The 17,971-nt window shown below is 37.5% G+C and carries 16 protein-coding genes; all 16 read right to left on the reverse strand.

Annotated elements, in window-relative coordinates:
- Positions 1-262: 262 nt before the first annotated feature.
- The 16 genes from NC799_RS05365 to ribF all read right to left on the reverse strand — a co-directional run bounded on the left by NC799_RS05365 (position 263) and on the right by ribF (position 17,969).
- Positions 263-1,396, reverse strand: a complete 1,134-nt coding sequence (locus tag NC799_RS05365) for a BMP family lipoprotein (protein ID WP_417006669.1) — start codon at positions 1,394-1,396, stop codon at positions 263-265.
- 169 nt (positions 1,397-1,565) lie between these two features.
- Positions 1,566-2,282 carry a GntR family transcriptional regulator gene (locus NC799_RS05370; RefSeq protein ID WP_272445346.1) on the reverse strand — a complete coding sequence of 239 codons (717 nt, stop codon included), beginning with the start codon at positions 2,280-2,282 and terminating at the stop codon, positions 1,566-1,568.
- 230 nt (positions 2,283-2,512) lie between these two features.
- Positions 2,513-4,855, reverse strand: a complete 2,343-nt coding sequence (locus tag NC799_RS05375) for an FtsK/SpoIIIE family DNA translocase (RefSeq protein WP_272445347.1) — start codon at positions 4,853-4,855, stop codon at positions 2,513-2,515.
- 155 nt (positions 4,856-5,010) lie between these two features.
- Positions 5,011-5,223 (reverse strand): YlzJ-like family protein, encoded by a 213-nt coding sequence (locus NC799_RS05380; protein ID WP_272445348.1) that lies wholly within the window; start codon positions 5,221-5,223, stop codon positions 5,011-5,013.
- Entirely contained in the window at positions 5,220-5,939 is a 720-nt protein-coding gene (locus NC799_RS05385) for a ClpP family protease (RefSeq protein ID WP_272445349.1), read from the reverse strand. Before NC799_RS05385 ends, NC799_RS05380 begins: the two co-directional genes overlap by 4 nt.
- Before the next feature lie 276 nt (positions 5,940-6,215).
- On the reverse strand, positions 6,216-7,082 hold the full coding sequence (gene dapA / locus NC799_RS05390; RefSeq protein WP_272445594.1) for a 4-hydroxy-tetrahydrodipicolinate synthase: 867 nt from the start codon (positions 7,080-7,082) through the stop codon (positions 6,216-6,218).
- Positions 7,083-7,172: 90 nt separating this feature from the next.
- On the reverse strand, positions 7,173-8,402 hold the full coding sequence (dapG, locus tag NC799_RS05395) for an aspartate kinase (protein ID WP_272445350.1): 1,230 nt from the start codon (positions 8,400-8,402) through the stop codon (positions 7,173-7,175).
- 15 nt (positions 8,403-8,417) lie between these two features.
- A complete protein-coding gene (gene asd, locus NC799_RS05400) occupies positions 8,418-9,467 on the reverse strand; it encodes an aspartate-semialdehyde dehydrogenase (RefSeq protein ID WP_272445351.1) in 1,050 nt (349 codons plus the stop codon).
- Between the two features lie 186 nt (positions 9,468-9,653).
- On the reverse strand, positions 9,654-10,238 hold the full coding sequence (locus tag NC799_RS05405; RefSeq protein ID WP_272445352.1) for a dipicolinate synthase subunit B: 585 nt from the start codon (positions 10,236-10,238) through the stop codon (positions 9,654-9,656).
- Positions 10,239-10,242: 4 nt separating this feature from the next.
- Complete coding sequence (dpsA, locus tag NC799_RS05410) at positions 10,243-11,136, reverse strand: dipicolinate synthase subunit DpsA (protein ID WP_272445353.1); 894 nt, start codon at positions 11,134-11,136, stop codon at positions 10,243-10,245.
- Between the two features lie 196 nt (positions 11,137-11,332).
- Entirely contained in the window at positions 11,333-11,563 is a 231-nt protein-coding gene (locus NC799_RS05415) for a YlmC/YmxH family sporulation protein (RefSeq protein WP_272445354.1), read from the reverse strand.
- A gap of 83 nt (positions 11,564-11,646) precedes the next feature.
- Positions 11,647-12,864: a M16 family metallopeptidase gene (locus tag NC799_RS05420; protein ID WP_272445355.1), complete on the reverse strand. Its 1,218-nt coding sequence runs from the start codon at positions 12,862-12,864 to the stop codon at positions 11,647-11,649.
- Positions 12,865-12,899: 35 nt separating this feature from the next.
- A complete protein-coding gene (locus NC799_RS05425; protein WP_272445356.1) occupies positions 12,900-13,862 on the reverse strand; it encodes a polysaccharide deacetylase family protein in 963 nt (320 codons plus the stop codon).
- Positions 13,863-14,226: 364 nt separating this feature from the next.
- On the reverse strand, positions 14,227-16,341 hold the full coding sequence (gene pnp, locus NC799_RS05430; protein ID WP_272445357.1) for a polyribonucleotide nucleotidyltransferase: 2,115 nt from the start codon (positions 16,339-16,341) through the stop codon (positions 14,227-14,229).
- Between the two features lie 266 nt (positions 16,342-16,607).
- Positions 16,608-16,877, reverse strand: a complete 270-nt coding sequence (gene rpsO, locus NC799_RS05435) for a 30S ribosomal protein S15 (RefSeq protein ID WP_272445358.1) — start codon at positions 16,875-16,877, stop codon at positions 16,608-16,610.
- A gap of 147 nt (positions 16,878-17,024) precedes the next feature.
- A complete protein-coding gene (gene ribF / locus NC799_RS05440; RefSeq protein WP_272445359.1) occupies positions 17,025-17,969 on the reverse strand; it encodes a riboflavin biosynthesis protein RibF in 945 nt (314 codons plus the stop codon).
- Between the last annotated feature and the right edge of the window lie 2 nt (positions 17,970-17,971).

Below are 17,971 nucleotides of genomic sequence, written 5' to 3' on the forward strand. Positions count from 1 at the left end.
TTCCAATATCCCCACTCCTTAAATGGAATATTCTAATCAATTCAATATAAAGATTTACATTTAAAAATTAACAAATGAAGAGGCGTTATTTTCTCTTCATTTGTTAATTTTTAACATCTTCAAGAAAATGATGGAAAAAGGCTAGATTACTCTAGCCTTTTCTTACAAGATAAGAAAGCATAAAAAAATCCAAGCATGGATAACATTCAGCGACATTCACGTCCAGCTTCAGCGCTTTTGTTCAAGATAAGCCTTTCCCTACTTAAAGGGATTCAAGAAAAGTAGTAAGCTCTTCTTCGGTAGAAGGTACTTCAATTTCCCCATCAACAATTTTTTGCTTCCACTCTTCTACAGCTGCATCAATCTCCGCTGTATAAGCTTCTTCATTTGTCTTAGCAACACCAACACCGTCTTGTTCGATACCGAATTCTAGTGTCTCACCACCTGGAAACTCCCCTTGAAGTGCTTGCTTTGATACAGACTGGACTGCAACGTCAACACGTTTTATCATCGATGTTAAAGTGACATTAGCGTCCCCGATTTCACCTTCTTCATATTGGTCACGGTCTACACCAATAACCCACACATTCGCATCAGGATTTCCGTTCTTAATGTCTTTAGCTTGGGAAAAAACTCCGTTACCTGTTGCACCGGAAGCGTGATATATAACATCAATACCACTGTTATACATATTAGAAGCAATGGCTTTACCCTTAGTTGCATCAGCAAACGACTCTGCATATTGAACATTGACTTCAATAGAAGGGTCAACGGCTGCTACACCCGCACGGAAACCTGTTTCAAATTTTTTAATTAACGGACTTTCTTCTCCACCAACAAAACCTACTTTTCCTGACTCACTTTTCAGTGCAGCAGCAACCCCCACAAGGAAAGAACCTTGGTGCTCTTTAAAAGTAATACTTGCAACGTTTTCTCCTTCAACAACTGAGTCAATAATAGCAAAGTTTGTATCAGGGTTTTGCTTCGCTACTTTACCCAAATCCTCTGCTAGTTTATAACCAATTCCATAAATCAGGTTATAATTTTGTTGTACTAAGCGGTTTAAGTTTGGCATATAATCAGCATTTGCATCGGATTGTGCATAATCAAAACCTTTCCCTTTTTCCATTCCATTTTCTTCACCAAACGCTTGAAGGCCTTCCCAAGCGGATTGGTTAAATGATTTATCATCTACACCACCAACATCCGTCACCATTCCGACACTAAAGTCTGATGCAGCTTCGTCATCTGTAGCTTCACCTTCATTTGCTTGGCCTTGGTCTTCTGTATCTGTAGCAGTATCTTCTTCATTGTCTGCAGTTCCACATGCAACTAAAACGAAGCTAAGTGATAACAACAGTCCAATCAACAGTAAAAAACGATTTTTTTTCAACATAATTACCTCCATTACCTTTTTATTTTAAGTGCGTGTTCAAAAAGTCGATGAAGAGATGCGTAGTATTTGGTGACTTTTTGAACAACTTCTTAAATGTATAATTTTAAATCAATACATTTTTCTCCGTAGCAATGATGTAATTACCACCTCCCTAAGGTGAAGAAATAACTTAATCTCTTCTTCGCAAAATAGAGAAACTAAATACATCTGGTCGAAAATAATTAGTAGAATAGAGTACTGGTTCGTCATTTTCTGTATAATGCATTTGTTTAAGTAACAATAAGGCTTGATTCGGCTCACAGTGTAACATCGGTGAAATTTTTTCATGATAGCTGATTGGTTCTATTTGTGTAATTGCATGTGTAATTGTCTTGTTACTATAAGATTCCACTAAACGGTAAATCGAGCCATGATTATGAACTTGATCAACAGGAATCAGATTTTCATCCACTTTATCTATACAATATACAACAGGTTGTCCATCAGCAGTTCTTACCCTTTCAATCTGCGCAATAGTGTCAATCTGTTTTGGTGCAAAGCGGGCTTTGTCCTCATTTGTTGGCGGAAATAACTCTGTTAGCAAATATTGTGAGCCCGGTGTTTTGCCCGATTGTAGAATCATCTCCGTTACACTACCCAGCTTTTCAATCCCTGTTGACAAAATAGGTTTTGGATTAACAAAAGTTCCTAAACCGTGTCTTGTCGTCAAAATGTTTTCCTCTTCTAACACCCTTATAACTTCTTTTAGGGTTGACCGAGAGACCCCGTACTGTTTTGCCAGTTCAAAATCTGATGGCAATGGCGCCTTTTCCCGAAAAAAACCGGCTTCAATATCAGCCTTTATCTGATCTAACACTTGTAAAAACACCTCGTGATTTGCATCCATGCCCATTTCCCCCAATGAACAACTAACTGTATTTAACCATCTCGTAAATGTCCGCACTAAATATAACACTTTTAATTCTAGAATTAAATAGAAATAATTACATTTTTGCCAAAAAACGACACATTCCGCAACTTGCGATTCCATTCATTTATCGAAAAAGTCAATTTTTTTACCCTTGCCTAGATAAGACAAGGGTAGATTAATTCTATTTTAACCACATGATCCATTTTTTATGATGACTTCTCTTCTGAATAGTTAGATACAAGAACTGTCCGTGGTTTTGATCCCTCATAAGGGCCAACAATACCTCGGTCTTCCATCGCATCTATTAGCCTCGCTGCTCGTGTATATCCAATTCTAAATCGACGTTGCAACATCGATACACTTGCACTTTGCATTTCAACAATCATTTGAACTGCCTCATCAAATAAATCATCATCGACCTCTGACTGAACTTCATTCTCTTCATCTGGGATCATGTCCGTCTGATATTGTGCCTTTTGTTGTTCGACACAATGGTTAACAATCTTTTCAACCTCATCATCAGATAAAAAGGCCCCTTGTATTCTTGTTGGTTTTGATGCGCCAACAGGGATGAACAACATATCTCCACGTCCTAACAATTTTTCTGCTCCACCAGAATCAAGAATCGTCCTAGAGTCTGTGGCAGAAGAAACACTAAATGCAATTCGAGAAGGAATGTTTGCTTTTATGACCCCGGTAATAACATCAACAGACGGGCGTTGCGTTGCAATAATCAAATGAATCCCAGCAGCCCGTGCCATTTGTGCAAGACGAGTGATAGCATCTTCCACATCACCTGACGCAACCATCATTAAATCAGCTAACTCGTCCACTAAAACAACAATGTATGGTAATAGTGGTTGGTTTTCTCCTTCTGTTACATTATGTTTTTTTACATAGTCGTTGTATCCCTCGATATTCCTTGTTCCGGTATCTGAAAATAAATCATACCTTCTTTCCATTTCAGCAACTACCTTCTTAAGCGCTCTTGACGCTTTTTTCGGATCGGTTACAACGGGGGCAAGTAAGTGAGGAATACCATTGTATACATTTAGCTCTACTTTTTTTGGATCAATCATCATCATTTTCACTTCATGTGGTTTTGCCCGCATTAATATACTTGTAATAATTCCATTTATACAAACACTCTTACCACTACCTGTTGCACCTGCAACTAAAAGGTGTGGCATTTTATTTAATTCAGCCATGACTGCATCTCCGGCAATATCCCTTCCTAAAACAAAAGCTAATTTTGAACCTTGTTGGGCTTGTCTTGTTTCTAATACTTCACGCAAGGACACCGTAGCAATTTCTTGATTTGGAACCTCTATACCAACTGCAGATTTTCCTGGTATTGGTGCTTCAATTCGAATATCCTTAGCAGCTAGCGCCAAGGCAAGATCATCATGCAAGTTCACAATTTTACTTACCTTTACACCGACATCAGGATAGACCTCATACTTCGTAACAGCAGGACCGACGTGGACTTTCGTTACTTTAGCTTTCACACCGAAGCTATGGAAGGTTCTTTCAAGTTTCCTTACCGTTGCTTGAATTTGCCCTCTTTCTTGATGTTGTGTATTATGTTTCGGTTCCGTTAACAACGTCATCGATGGTAAATGGTAATCGACGTTCTCTATTTCTGCTAACGGTAACGACGCTGTTAAATCTTGATCATCGTTGCTGTCTTTTTCTGGGCCATTGTTGGGTTGATTAGCAGTTACTTTGGAATCAGTGCTAATCGGGTTAAGCTGTGCTTTTTCTTCCTTTGCTTTGTTGTCCATCGAGTACGCAATATCCGTAAATTCTTGAATGACTGGTTCACTAGCTTCAGCAATATCATCCCAATCGCTCGCAACCTCTTTGGCCTGTTTTGATTGTTTCTTTTGCTCTTTCTTCTTTTCTTTTCGATTTATTCGCAACTCTTTCCATTCTTCTAATTGTTTCTTAGCAAAGGAGCGAAACGAGTTTGATAGTTTTTCGATAAAGTCACCAATAGAAAACTCTGTAATAAATAATCCACCGATTAAGATGGCAAGAACAGATAAAAACTTAGCACCTGTAGATGAGAACAAATAGTAACTAAAAGCAAATAAGAAGGCACCAACCATACCTCCCCCAAGATTACTGGCAGGTACTTCATCATTGATAAATGCAAAAAAGTTGCTTCCAGTTGTTTTTAATATCGAAGGCTCGACAGAATATATTAATACAGACTCAAACGTTTGAATATGGGTTAATAATAAAAGGCCTAGTAAAATAATGTAAGTCCCGATTAAACGTTTGTGAAACAGAAATGGGATTTTTCGCTTAATCATTAAATATAATCCAACCCAAGTAAGAAACACAGAAGCTATAAAGTACCACATTCCAAACAAAAATCTAAAAATATTTTCTAACCCTGCCGGAATTGCTCCTTCACTTATCGAGCTAGCCCCACTCCCCAAAACGGCAAAAAATAGTAGTAAAATACCAATTAGTTCTAATTTAACTTGTGCTTTTAATGTCGGTTGTTGTTTCTTTTTTTTCGTTTTTCTTCTTTTAGCCAACTGTTATCACCTCTATGATTACTTGCCATGTACTAGTGATGAGATAAACCCTTGTCAAAAATTGACAAGGGTTACGTTATTTTGGTCAAAGTAACACAATTCACCATTTTATACATTATTATATCATAGAGTTATTAAATGTTGAGTAGTTAGCGTTAATATAACTGAAAAGTAGTACCAGGAGTCAGCGATTGATTTAAGAAATGTTGTGGATTAGTCGAAAGCAATTGAGTAATTCGGTAAGATCCTTGTTCAATATGTTCAATTTCAACAGTCATCTCATCCACATCGATCATTTGACGATTAGTATAACTAGCTTGGTCCGTCGGAAAGATATCAAATTCGCTTAATGGCGTATAGAGAATCATTGAATCATCTTCCTATCATTCGATTCTGAAATTAATTCGCTAAGTTTATGCATCGCTTCCTTGACTCCACCAATTGCGTCAATTAATCCGTATTCGACTGCATCTCTCCCTACAACATTTGTCCCGATATCTCTTGTTAGGTTTCCTTTTTCAAACATTAATTCTTTAAACTTTTCTTCTTTTATATTGGAGTGACCCGTAACAAATCGGATAACTCGTTCTTGCATTTTATCTAAATATTCAAATGTTTGAGGTACACCAATCACTAATCCAGTTAATCTAATTGGGTGAATAGTCATTGTCGCAGTAGGAACGATAAACGAGTAATTGGTCGAAACAGCGATCGGTATCCCTATCGAATGCCCACCCCCTAATACAATGGACACTGTAGGCTTGGAAATCGATGCTATCATTTCAGAGAGAGCGAGGCCTGCTTCAACATCGCCCCCAACAGTATTTAATAGAACAATGACCCCTTCTATTTTAGGATTTTGTTCAATCGCAACAATTTGGGGAATCAAATGTTCATATTTCGTTGTTTTGTTTTGCGGCGGAAGTTGAATATGTCCTTCTATTTGTCCAATGATTGGCAAAACGTGTATGTTGGAATCAGGTGCTGTTGGTACAGAAGATTGTCCGAGCTGTTGAATCTTTTGTACCAATGATGATTGATTTTGATCTTGGTTTTGATCGTTATTCGGTTCTTTATCTGGCATAGTAAGTACTCCTTTCTTTATCCAGTAATAGTATGAACATTCAAAAACTGTTACATACAAAGAAATAGAAAGGTAATTTCAATTATTTACGTTACGTTGTTTTTTTTCGTAGTACCAAGTTGACTTAATTGACCTAGAAACAGTAAGAAAAGCGTAGGCGCTGAAGCTGGACGTGGCTGTTGCTGAATGTTTTCCATGCTTGGATTTTTGTATACTTTCTTATCTTATAAAAAAAACCGGGTTTAATCCATTGTTTGAATCAAACCCGGGCATTTTTTATTGAAACAAATTTTTTAATTCTTCTTCTTGCTCATAGGAAAGCTCAACTAGTGGTAATCGAACGCCCCCAGTGTCTATCCCTTTTAACCGCAAGGCAGCTTTAACTGGGGCTGGAGAAGGTGCCATGAAAATGCCTTTCATCTTCGGCAAAAGTTGTTGGTGCAAAAGAGCAGCTTTACCAACATCTCCCTGGTTAAAGCTTGTTATCATTTGCTTCATCTCGTTACCAAGAACATGGGATGAAACCGAGACAACACCGTCTCCTCCAACTGACATAATTGGTAATGTTAGATTATCGTCACCACTGTAGAGAGAAAAGTTTGGATCGGTTTGTTCGATGATCTTCGTTATTGAATCAAGGTCCCCGCTAGAATCTTTAACGGAAACGATATTTTCGATTTTTGATAACCTTACGATTGTATCAACATCTAAAGATACCACCGACCTACCTGGTATGTTATATAGCATAATCGGCAACTTTGTTTGAGTGGCTATTGTACGAAAATGCTCATATAAACCAGCTTGATTCGGTTTGTTGTAATAAGGGGTCACTAATAGAGCTGCGTCCACACCTAGTTTTTCCGCTTCTTTCGTAAGTTTAATAGAGGCTAACGTATTATTACTGCCTGTTCCAGCAATTACTGGAACACGTTTATTCACGGTTTTCACGACGTGTTCAAATAGTTGTAACTTTTCATCAACTGAAAGCGTAGGAGACTCTCCAGTTGTACCGACAACAACTAATCCATCGGTACCATTTTTTATCAAATATTCGATTAGTTCCGTTGTTTTTTCAAAATCAATGTTAAGCTCCCTATCAAATGGAGTTACCATCGCAGTCAGTAACTTACCAAAATTCATGATGTTTCATTCTCCTTTCATCTGAAACCAAAAACAAGAACACAAAAGGGTGTGAAAGCCACGGAAGACTACACACCCTTTTATAATCCTACATTACAACGAGGTCTTAACGAGGTCCAACCCGAATGTCTGATGCAAGGCATTAACTGCTGCCACTAAGTCTTTCTCACGGATTAATACCCAAATTGTTGTGTGACTATCGGCAGACTGAAGGATTTGCACTTCAGCATCCGTTAATGTTTGCACTATTTTAGCTGTAACACCAGGAACACCTGTCATACCAGCACCTACTAGCGAAACCTTTGCACAATTGTTCGTAATCTCGGGTTTTAGCCCTAGTTCTTGCAATAATGGTACAGCTTTGTCTGTAAAGACTTCCGGAATAGTGTACACTACTCCATTTGGAGATATATTGATAAAGTCAACTGAGATGCCAGCCTCTGCCATAGCTTTAAACACTTTTGAATGTAATTGATACGGTTCATTTGTCGATTGAACTTTTATTTGTGTTATCTCTGACATATGAGCAATTCCCGTCACTAAACGGTCCGGTATATCTTTACCCTTCGTTTGTTCCCTGGAATTTGTAACGAGTGTGCCAGTATCTTTTGATTTCGTTGACCTAACCCTCATAGGGACTTTCACTTGCATCGCTATCTCAACGGCTCTTGGATGGACAACTTTTGCCCCCTGATAGGCTAAATTACATATTTCCGTATACGTGACAACATCCAACGTTCGCGCAGATTTAACGACTCTAGGGTCGGCTGTCATAATGCCTTCCACATCTGTAAATATATCAATGAATTCTGCATTCAGTGCTGCACCTAACGCAGCTGCTGAAGTATCACTACCCCCGCGACCAATGGTTGTTATTTCGCCGCCTTCTGTTTTCCCTTGAAAGCCGGCGACGACGACAACATCATGTTCCATTAACTCTTCGTGGACACGACCGACATTCATTCCTTTAATCTTTGCATCCGTGAAATTATCATTCGTAAGGAAGCCTGCTTGAGCTCCTGTCAATGCAATCGATGACACGTGATTCTTTTTTAATTCATTCGAAAAAACGACCGAAGATATTGTCTCTCCACAAGAGAGTAGTAAGTCCTGCTCTCGTTTACTAATACTTGTGTTAGGATACCCAACTAGTTCAAGTAATGAATCAGTAGCATAAGGGTCAGGGTGCCTTCCCATGGCTGAAACGACAACAACTACTTTGTACCCATCATTAATCGCATTTTCGATGTGTGAAATAGCACTTTGTCTTGACTCTTTATCCCTTACAGAGGTACCACCAAACTTTTGTACTAATATCTTCATAAAGACACCTCTAAATTATTTTAACCAATTATTGTTTACAAGCGACTCAGCAATTTGGACCGAATTCCATGCTGCACCTTTCAATAAGTTGTCTGAGACAACCCATAAATGGAAACCATTTGGATTGTCCAAGTCCCTTCTGATTCTACCTACAAATACATCACTTTTGTTTGAGGCACTTAACGGTGTAGGATACACTTGATTCGCCGGGTCATCTTCTAGTACAACACCCGGTGCATGACGAAGTGCTTCCTGAACATCAGACACTTGAACGTTTTCTCCGTCCACTTCGACATATACACTTTCTGCGTGAGAAGTAAAGAATGGTAATCTCACACATGTAGCAGCAACTTTCAACTCAGGTGCATGCATTATTTTCTTTGTTTCATTAATCATTTTCATTTCCTCATAGGTATAGCCATTGTCTTGGAATACATCTATTTGAGGTAGGGCATTGAAGGCAATAGGATAATGTTTCTTTTCCCCTTTAACTGGAAGAAGTTCTGGATTAAGTTCTTCACCGTTTAAAAACGCTTGTGATTGTTGTCTTAATTCTTCTGCAGCAGCATTTCCTGCACCTGAAACTGCTTGATACGTAGAAACGATCACTCGCGAAATCCCGAATTTGTCTTGAATTGGCTTTAATGCTGCTACCATTTGAATTGTTGAGCAGTTCGGATTTGCGATAATACCGTTATGATTTGCAATATCTTGTTCGTTAACTTCAGGCACAACTAATGGGACGTTTTCATCCATTCGAAATGCACTTGTATTATCTACCACTACTGCACCACGGGCTACAGCTTCATGAGCTAAAGCTTTTGAAACTGAGCCCCCAGCAGAGAATAATGCAATTTGAACACCTTCAAAACTTGCTGGTGTTGCTTCTTCAACAGTAAACTCTTCACCTTTGAAATTTATTTTTATACCCGCAGAGCGGCTAGATGATAACAATTTCAATGATTTTATTGGGAAATTTTTCTTTTCTAATGTTTCTAACATTTTTTGTCCTACAGCACCTGTTGCACCAACTACTGCAATATGATAGCCTTGTTCACTTACCATTGTTTTTTCCCCTCTCTATTTGCTTACTAGTGTTTAAATTAGCCTTAGTTTTAATCTCTAATCCCTTGGCCTTCATTGCTAAATCCTACCAAATAAATAAGACATATTTACAGGTAGTAAAAAATACACTTAATGATATCTATTCTAACATAAACTACTAGTAAGGTATAGAAAGGCTATTTGCTTTTATCTTTCAATAATAACAGGTTGAATTTGTTTGAATTCTAATGCGTGTTCAATTGTTTCTGGAATTTTAGTCATATCAGATACAAGTGAGTTCGGCTTTTTAATTGGATCGTCTTGACCGTATGGGACAAAATACATAAGCTTTGTTGACATTAGACGCATTAAGTTAACACCATTTAAACCGAGTGCATCGTTAGTGGATATACCAATGACAACTGGATTTCCATTTCTAATTGTAGCTTTTGCAGCCATCAATACAGGAGAATCAGTAATCGCATTTGCTAACCGACTCATCGAATTCCCTGTTAGTGGTGCTAGGACCATGCAATCTAGCGGTTCAGCTGGTCCTAGTGGTTCGGCATCAACAATAGTAGTGATCGGTTTTCTCCCTGTAATGCTTTCGATTCTTTCCATATGGTCATCTGCCTTGCCAAATTTAGTGTCTGTTGATTGAACCGTATAGGATACAACAGGAACAACTTCTGCTCCCATTTCCACAAGTTTCTCTATTTGAGGAAATACTGCTGCGTACGTACAGTGTGACCCGGTAATACCAAAGCCGATTTTTTTGCCTTTTAATGACATTGTATTACTCCTCCCCTAACTTCTCTTCTTCTAAAATTTGCAAAATAACAGAACCTAGAATTTCCCCTGCAGTTTTTGGAGCAACAATCCCAGGTAGCCCTAATGAATGCAATGCCTTTATCCCTCTTTTTTCGGCAAAATCAAAATCTGTTCCACCTGGTTTTGATGCTAAATCGATAATTAACGTGTGAGACTTCATTTGTTGAATGGATTCTTCATTAACCACCAGTGCCGGGACAGTGTTGATTAAGATGTCACATTCAGAAGTATATGCAGGCAAGTGATCAATGTGAAAAGAGGTCAATCCCATTTCAGTTGCTCGTGCTAAGTCTGCTTTATTTCTAGAGCCAACATAAACCTTTGCACCTAGCGCATGAAATTTACTTGCTACACTCATTCCAACTCTACCTAGACCTAAAACAATCACTTTTGCAGAATGGATAGTGAAATCTGTATTTTGAATGGCTATCATGATCGTTCCTTCGACTGTTGGAATCGAATTGTATATTGCAACATCGTTTCGATTCATAAGTGGCATTAATTTCAAATCTGCTTTCTTTACAGCATCTTTTAGATAACCAGTAGCAATCCCGCTGAACACTATGCAATGCTTTGGTAACTGGTTTAACCACTTCATTGTTATTTGTATCTGTTTATCTGAAAAGACTGTGTCTATATAACCCTCGTCATCCGTACCTGGAATAGGAAGAATAACTGCATCTAACTTACTTACGTCCAACTCTTCAAAATCAACTTGTTTTGCGCCAGTAAATCCTTCTTTTAACTGATCAAATCCAACTAGTTCAATATTTACGTTTTCCGCTTTAGAAAAGCTTCTAATCATTTCTAAATATCTGGCATCTCCGCCTAATACTGCGATATTTTTAGTCGTAGTCATTATTTCACCTCGCCTGGCGTTAGTCACTATTCGTAAATATAGTATGAGATTTTCCCTAGTTAGTGACTATAATTTTTAATTGTATTTGGAAAATCACTGTACACTATACTTAAAAGACAATACAAAAGCGCTTGGAAACAATGCTCCAAACGCTTTCTTATCATACTATGTTTCAATTAACTAGATTCACTTCAAACTACGATTCAATAATAACCATATCATCACCAATCTTCTTAATTTGATCCCAGTGAATTCTTGAGCTATTTCCTTCCCTTTTCATTCCAAACCAACTGTAATTAGATACGATAAAAGATTCAATGTGACCTGTCTGTTCGTTTATTTCCAAGTCTGTTTGTCCTAAAACACCTAGTCGTGATCCACTCTTAACGTTAACGATTTCCTTGTTACTTAAATCCCTATATCTCAAGTTTTATCACCACCTAATAAAATATAAATCTTCCTACTGTTATAGCTATGCAAAAAAAATAAACCTATGATTACTCAGTAGGTTTATTTTTGTGGGCTCACTAAAGCACTCGAATAAGAATTTGAAAATAGGTTACGAATCACATCATGTGTAGACTCCAGTGTAACTAAATTAATTTCCTCAATCATTTCATCTAACGTCCGGTGTTTCCCTAACAATAGCTCATTTCGTCCATTTCGACTCATTCGGCTGTTAGTACTTTCAAGACTAAGCATTAAGTTACCTTTTAATTGTTCCTTACTATTATGGAGCTCTTTGTCTGTTAATCCATGCATTACTAATTCCTCTATTGTCTTTTCAATCGTATCTTTTAATTCAGATAAATGTTGTTTTCCTGTACCAGCATAGATGGTCAACAAGCCATTATCTAAAAAAGAATTATGATAAGAAAAGACAGAATAAGCTAACCCTCTTTGTTCCCTCACTTCTTGAAATAACCTAGAACTCATACTTCCACCAAGTACATTGTTCATTACAATAAGACTATAAACATTTTCATCATCGATCGAAAAGCCATTATAACCAAGACATAAATGCGCTTGTTCTGCTTCTTTTATCCTTTCGACATGCTCGGCAATAAATGTTGGCTTTTCGTATGAATGTTGATCTGCTTCACCTTGAAATTTCCCAAAATGCTGATCAATCACCGAAAAGAAAGACTCATTTACATTCCCCGCTACCGAAATAACGATATTGCTTGGTGTATAGTGAGTAGCCATATATTTTTTCAAATCAGCAGCGTGTATAGTGGCCAATGTCTCTTCACTTCCAAGAATAGGATAGCCTAATGGATGATGACCGTAAGACGCTTTTGATAATAGATCGTGAACAATGTCATCAGGGGTATCTTCTGACATGCGAATTTCTTCATAAACAACCTTTTTTTCTTTTTCTAATTCGACCTCATCAAATGTTGAATTAAAAAACATATCTGCTAGTATTTCTAAAGCATATTCTTTATGTGTATCCAGTACTTTTGCGTAAAAACAAGTATATTCCTTTGATGTAAATGCATTGACTTGTCCGCCAATTGCATCAAATGCCTCGGCAATATCTTTGGCAGAACGCGTTTTTGTCCCTTTGAAAAACATGTGTTCTAAAAAATGAGATATTCCATTGATCTCCTTGGATTCGTTTCTTGAACCAGTAAGTATCCAAATTCCAATGGTTACTGATCTTACTGCTGGAATCTCTTCTAATACAATCCGTAGTCCATTTTGACATTCGTGTTTTTGTAGCAACTAAAGTCCTCCTAATCCATCCCTAACAATTTTAACTAATATCGTTTCTCACTTAATAGTCTATCTACTGTTCCAATTTTATACCCTTTATCTTTAATGTTCACAATTAATTCTTCAAGTCCTTGTTCAATAACATCAGTTGGGTGCATGAGAATCATTGCTCCTGGATGTAATTTATTCATAACACGATTAACCATAACAGAGGTGGATGGTTTTTTCCAGTCAATTGTGTCAACTGACCATAATATTGTCTCCATCTCCATTTCAGAAGCAGCCTCTACTACACCATTATTAAAGCTTCCACTAGGCGGGGCAAACCACTTTGGCTTTTCATTTGTAATAGCCTCTAATATTTCATTTGTTCTAGCAATTTGCTTTCTGTTTTCTTCTTTTGACAAACGATTCATATCAGGATGGTCATAGGCATGGTTGCCAATCAGATGACCTTCTTCTAAAATCATTTTAACTAACTTTGTATTCTTGCTTGCCCACTTTCCTTCAATAAAAAATGTAGCCTTAACTTTTTGTTTTTTCAACGTGCTAAGAATACTCGGGATATTTTCCCCACCCCATGCAACATTAATATTTAAAGATACCATCTTCTTTTTAGGATGGCCTCGGTAAATTGGTGATGGAGGTAGGTCTTTCAATGTCACTTCAGGTTCAATTTGGTCATACACAAGTAAATCCTTATTAAACTTTCCTGCTTCTTTCATATTTTGATATGACTTCTCTACATTTACTTGCAATCCATTTCTTCCAGGCATTTTCTTCCATACTTTGTCGATTTTAGCGTCTTCCGGATCTTCCTCATATTGTTTGCGTTTTGCTTGTATTTCTCTTAGTAATTCGTCTTGTTTTTGCACGACAGGTTGTGAACTTACAGGAATTTGATTCACTTCTAAATTGGAACCATATGTATAGTTTTTCGTTAAATAATCATAGGATACCCCAAGTAAAATAAAGAAAGTTATACACGTCAGTATCCATTGCTTCATAAGCCGTACCCGGTTACTAATTTTCGTATCAATAAGATTGAAAAAGGATAAAAATTAGTTACCAGGTTTTCACCTCCTTTAGATTACCTTATTGTGTTCTAATAAGCAGTATTTAATCTTATTTTGTTCTAAGCTTTCCTATAGCCGCGTTCATCGACCTCTCCATAAAAACTTATGAAAGAGATGGACAACATAGAACAATCACACAATACTTCTAAAAAATAAGCACGGATCAAAGGCAAGTTACATAGGCTAATGACGTATCCGGTTTATCGACAGATTTGAGTCACTGATTAGTCAAACCACGAATCGATTGCTTGTGCGCATAAAAAAAGAAACTGGCAGGCCAGCTTCTTACTTGCGCTTACTTCGTATTTGACTTTTCTTTCTCTTCTTTAAGAACTGCTTTTCTAGATAGATTAACACGGCCCTGATTATCAATTTCTTTGACTTTGACCATGATCTTATCACCTATTTTTACCACATCTTCTACCTTGCCAATTCTTTCCTCAGCAAGTTCTGAAATATGAACTAGTCCTTCTTTGCCTTTATACAGTTCAACAAAAGCACCAAACTTCTCAATCCGCTTTACTGTGCCTAAATACATCTCGCCTACTTGTACTTCACGGACAATATCTTCTATAATTTTTTGCGCTTTTTTGTTCATTTCAGCATCAGTTGATGAAATAAAGACATTACCATCTTGCTCAATATCAATTTTAACCCCTGTTTCTTCGATAATCTTATTAATTTGTTTACCACTTGGTCCAATCACATCTCGAATTTTATCAGGGTTAATTTTCATTGTTAAAATTTTAGGTGCATACTGTGATAACTCTTGCTTAGGTTCATCAATAGTCGCAATCATATGCTCAAGGATATGCAAACGGCCTTTTCTAGCTTGAATGAGAGCTTCTTCTAAAATCTCCCTAGACAATCCTTCGATTTTTATATCCATTTGAATAGCAGTTACGCCTTTAGCTGTCCCAGCAACTTTAAAGTCCATATCTCCTAAGAAATCTTCCATTCCTTGGATATCACTTAAAATCGTGTAGTCGTCACCTGATTTAACAAGACCCATCGCAATACCGGCAACCGGAGCCTTGATTGGCACACCAGCATCCATCATCGCTAACGTACTAGCACATATACTTGCCTGAGACGTTGAACCGTTTGATTCTAACACTTCAGAAACAAGACGAATAGTATAAGGGAATTCTTTTTCCGACGGTATTACCTTCTCTAATGCACGTTCACCTAACGCACCATGACCAATTTCCCTACGACCTGGTCCTCTAATTGGTCCAGTTTCTCCGACACTAAAGGATGGAAAATTGTAGTGATGCATAAAGCGTTTCGACTCTTCCAAATCTAATCCATCTAAAATCTGTACATCACCTAATGCACCTAATGTACATACACTTAATGCTTGCGTTTGTCCGCGAGTGAAAAGGCCAGAACCGTGCGTTCTTGGTAAAACACCAATTCTTGAAGATAATGGTCTAATTTCATCGGTTTTTCGACCATCTGGACGAATTTTTTCCTTCGTTATTAAGCGTCGGACTTCTTCTTTTACTAACTTGTCTAAAATGCCTTTCACTTGGCCAATTGTCGCATCAGAAGCTTCTTGTTCCTCATAAGCAGAAATAACTGCTTCTTTTGCCGCATTAATTGCATCTTCTCTAGCATGTTTCTCTTGGACTTGGATAGCTTGGACTAGTTGGTCCTTTGCTTTAAGCTCAATTTCTTCTGTTAAAGCTTTATCTAACTCAAATAAGGTAACTTCCATCTTTTCCTTGCTAATTTCTTCGAAGATCTTTTCTTGGAATTCAACAAGGCGGATGATTTCTTTGTGACCAAACATAATGGCCTCTAACATAATTTCTTCTGGTACTTCATCAGCACCAGCTTCAACCATGTTTATCGCATCTTTAGTTCCTGCTACCGTTAAATGTATATCACTTTTTTCTTCCTGTTCAATTGTTGGATTAATGATAAATTCACCATCAACTCTTCCAACAATGACACCTGCAATAGGACCACCAAAAGGAATATCAGATACTCCAAGTGCAATAGAAGATCCAATCATCGCCGCTATTTCAGATGGATTATTTTGATCCACACTCATAACCGTGCTAATAACTTGGACTTCGTTACGGAATCCATCCGGGAACAAAGGACGAATCGGTCGGTCAATAAGTCTTGATGTAAGAACTGCTTTTTCACTAGGGCGTCCTTCTCTTTTAATAAAACCGCCCGGGATCTTACCAACCGCATAGAGACGTTCCTCATAATTTACCGTTAACGGAAAAAAGGGTAGGTCTTTCGGCTGTTTTGATGCAGTTGCTGTTGCAAGTACTGATGTATCACCATATTGCACCATACAAGCACCGTTTGCTTGTTTAGCTAATTCTCCAATTTCAACAGTAAATGGTTTTCCTGATATTTCAGTGGAGAATATTTTCTTTTCTTCTGCCATATTTTTTAGGGCTCCTCTCTTCAATCAAAAATAATATATATACAAAATGACAGATATTCTAATAAGGTAGAACACCATCATAGGGAAAGTAATACCCTTATCTAATCAAATTAAGATATTCTTATCGTGACCCAAATTAACTTGATTATTACTCCAAATGGCTTTCTCACGGCAAATACAGCAAAAGACCCATGAGGAAGTAGTACTTTTATGTATATTATTTTTACATACAGAAAAAGCGGGAAATAATCCCGCTTTTAGCTACCTTATCGACGTAAACCTAGCTTTTGAATTAATTCGCGATAGCGTGTAACATCTTTGTTACGTAGGTAATTCAATAAGTTACGGCGTTTACCAACCATTTTCAATAGACCACGACGTGAGTGGTGATCTTTCTTATGAACACGTAAATGTTCGTTAAGATTAGTAATTTCTTCTGTAAGGACAGCGATTTGAACCTCTGGAGATCCAGTATCGTTATCATGCGTCTTGTATTCATTGATGACTTCATTCTTGCGCTCTTGTGTAATTGCCATCCTGTTCACCTCCTATTATTTTAAAATCCCCATTCCCCTAGCAAGCGCCGGAGATTCGCTTTGCCAAGTAGATGGTTTCCGTATTTTAGATTACAACTTTTCCACGTAAATTGCAAGTGGAAAAATAATCATCGAGCAAAAAGGTGGTTAAACGGAGCGATTTTTGGCAAAATAACTCCGCACCTTGGATTCATCTAACTTGATCTGGTTTGTCAAATCTTCCATGCTGTTAAACTTTGCTTCAGAACGGATAAACCTGTTCCACTCTATCACTAATTCTTGCCCATAAATCGGCTTATTATAATCTAAAATATGTACTTCGAGTTTAGGTTCGATATTATCTATTTGAACAGTTGGTGTATAACCCAAATTTGCCATTCCACAAAGGACACGACCATCTAAGTAAATAGTTACCGCATATACTCCTAGTTTCGGTAAAAAATAATCACTTGCAAGCTTTAGGTTTGCTGTTTTATAGCCAAGTTCCCTACCAATTTGCTCTCCTTGTTCAACTATCCCTCGTACCTGTAACGGTCTTCCAAGTAATTGACTTGCCTTTTCGATGTGCCCTTCTACTAACAGTTCACGAATTAATGTCGAGCTTATTTTCTCACCCTCTACTTCTACTTTTTCAACAATAGTAGTTGCTAATTTAGGGTGATTAGCTAATTGGTCCATCGTTCCCAAACCTTTATGACCATACGTGAAATCAAATCCTGCAACTAGGTGTTTTATATGAAGTCCGATAATAAAATGATCAATAAATGACTGCGGTGCTAACTTAGATAATTGCTCATTGAAACGGATAATATAAAATAAGTCGACACCCATTGCTTCTAAAATTTCTTCCTTTTCTTTTATCGGTGTTAAATAGTTTACATGTGAGACATCCTCCCTAAGCACCACTGATGGGTGAGGATGAAAAGAGATGACTGCACACAATCTCCCCGTTTGTTTTGCTGTTTCTTTAGCAGTCATTATTACTTTTTGATGTCCCCTATGTATGCCGTCAAAAAAGCCTATGGCTGCTACAGTTTCTTGTATGTGATCATGCTTTAGCTGATGTGGATAAGATAGTTCAATTGTTTTCAAGC

The sequence above is a fragment of the Aquibacillus salsiterrae genome (assembly GCF_028416595.1).
Classification (GTDB): domain Bacteria; phylum Bacillota; class Bacilli; order Bacillales; family Amphibacillaceae; genus Aquibacillus_A; species Aquibacillus_A salsiterrae.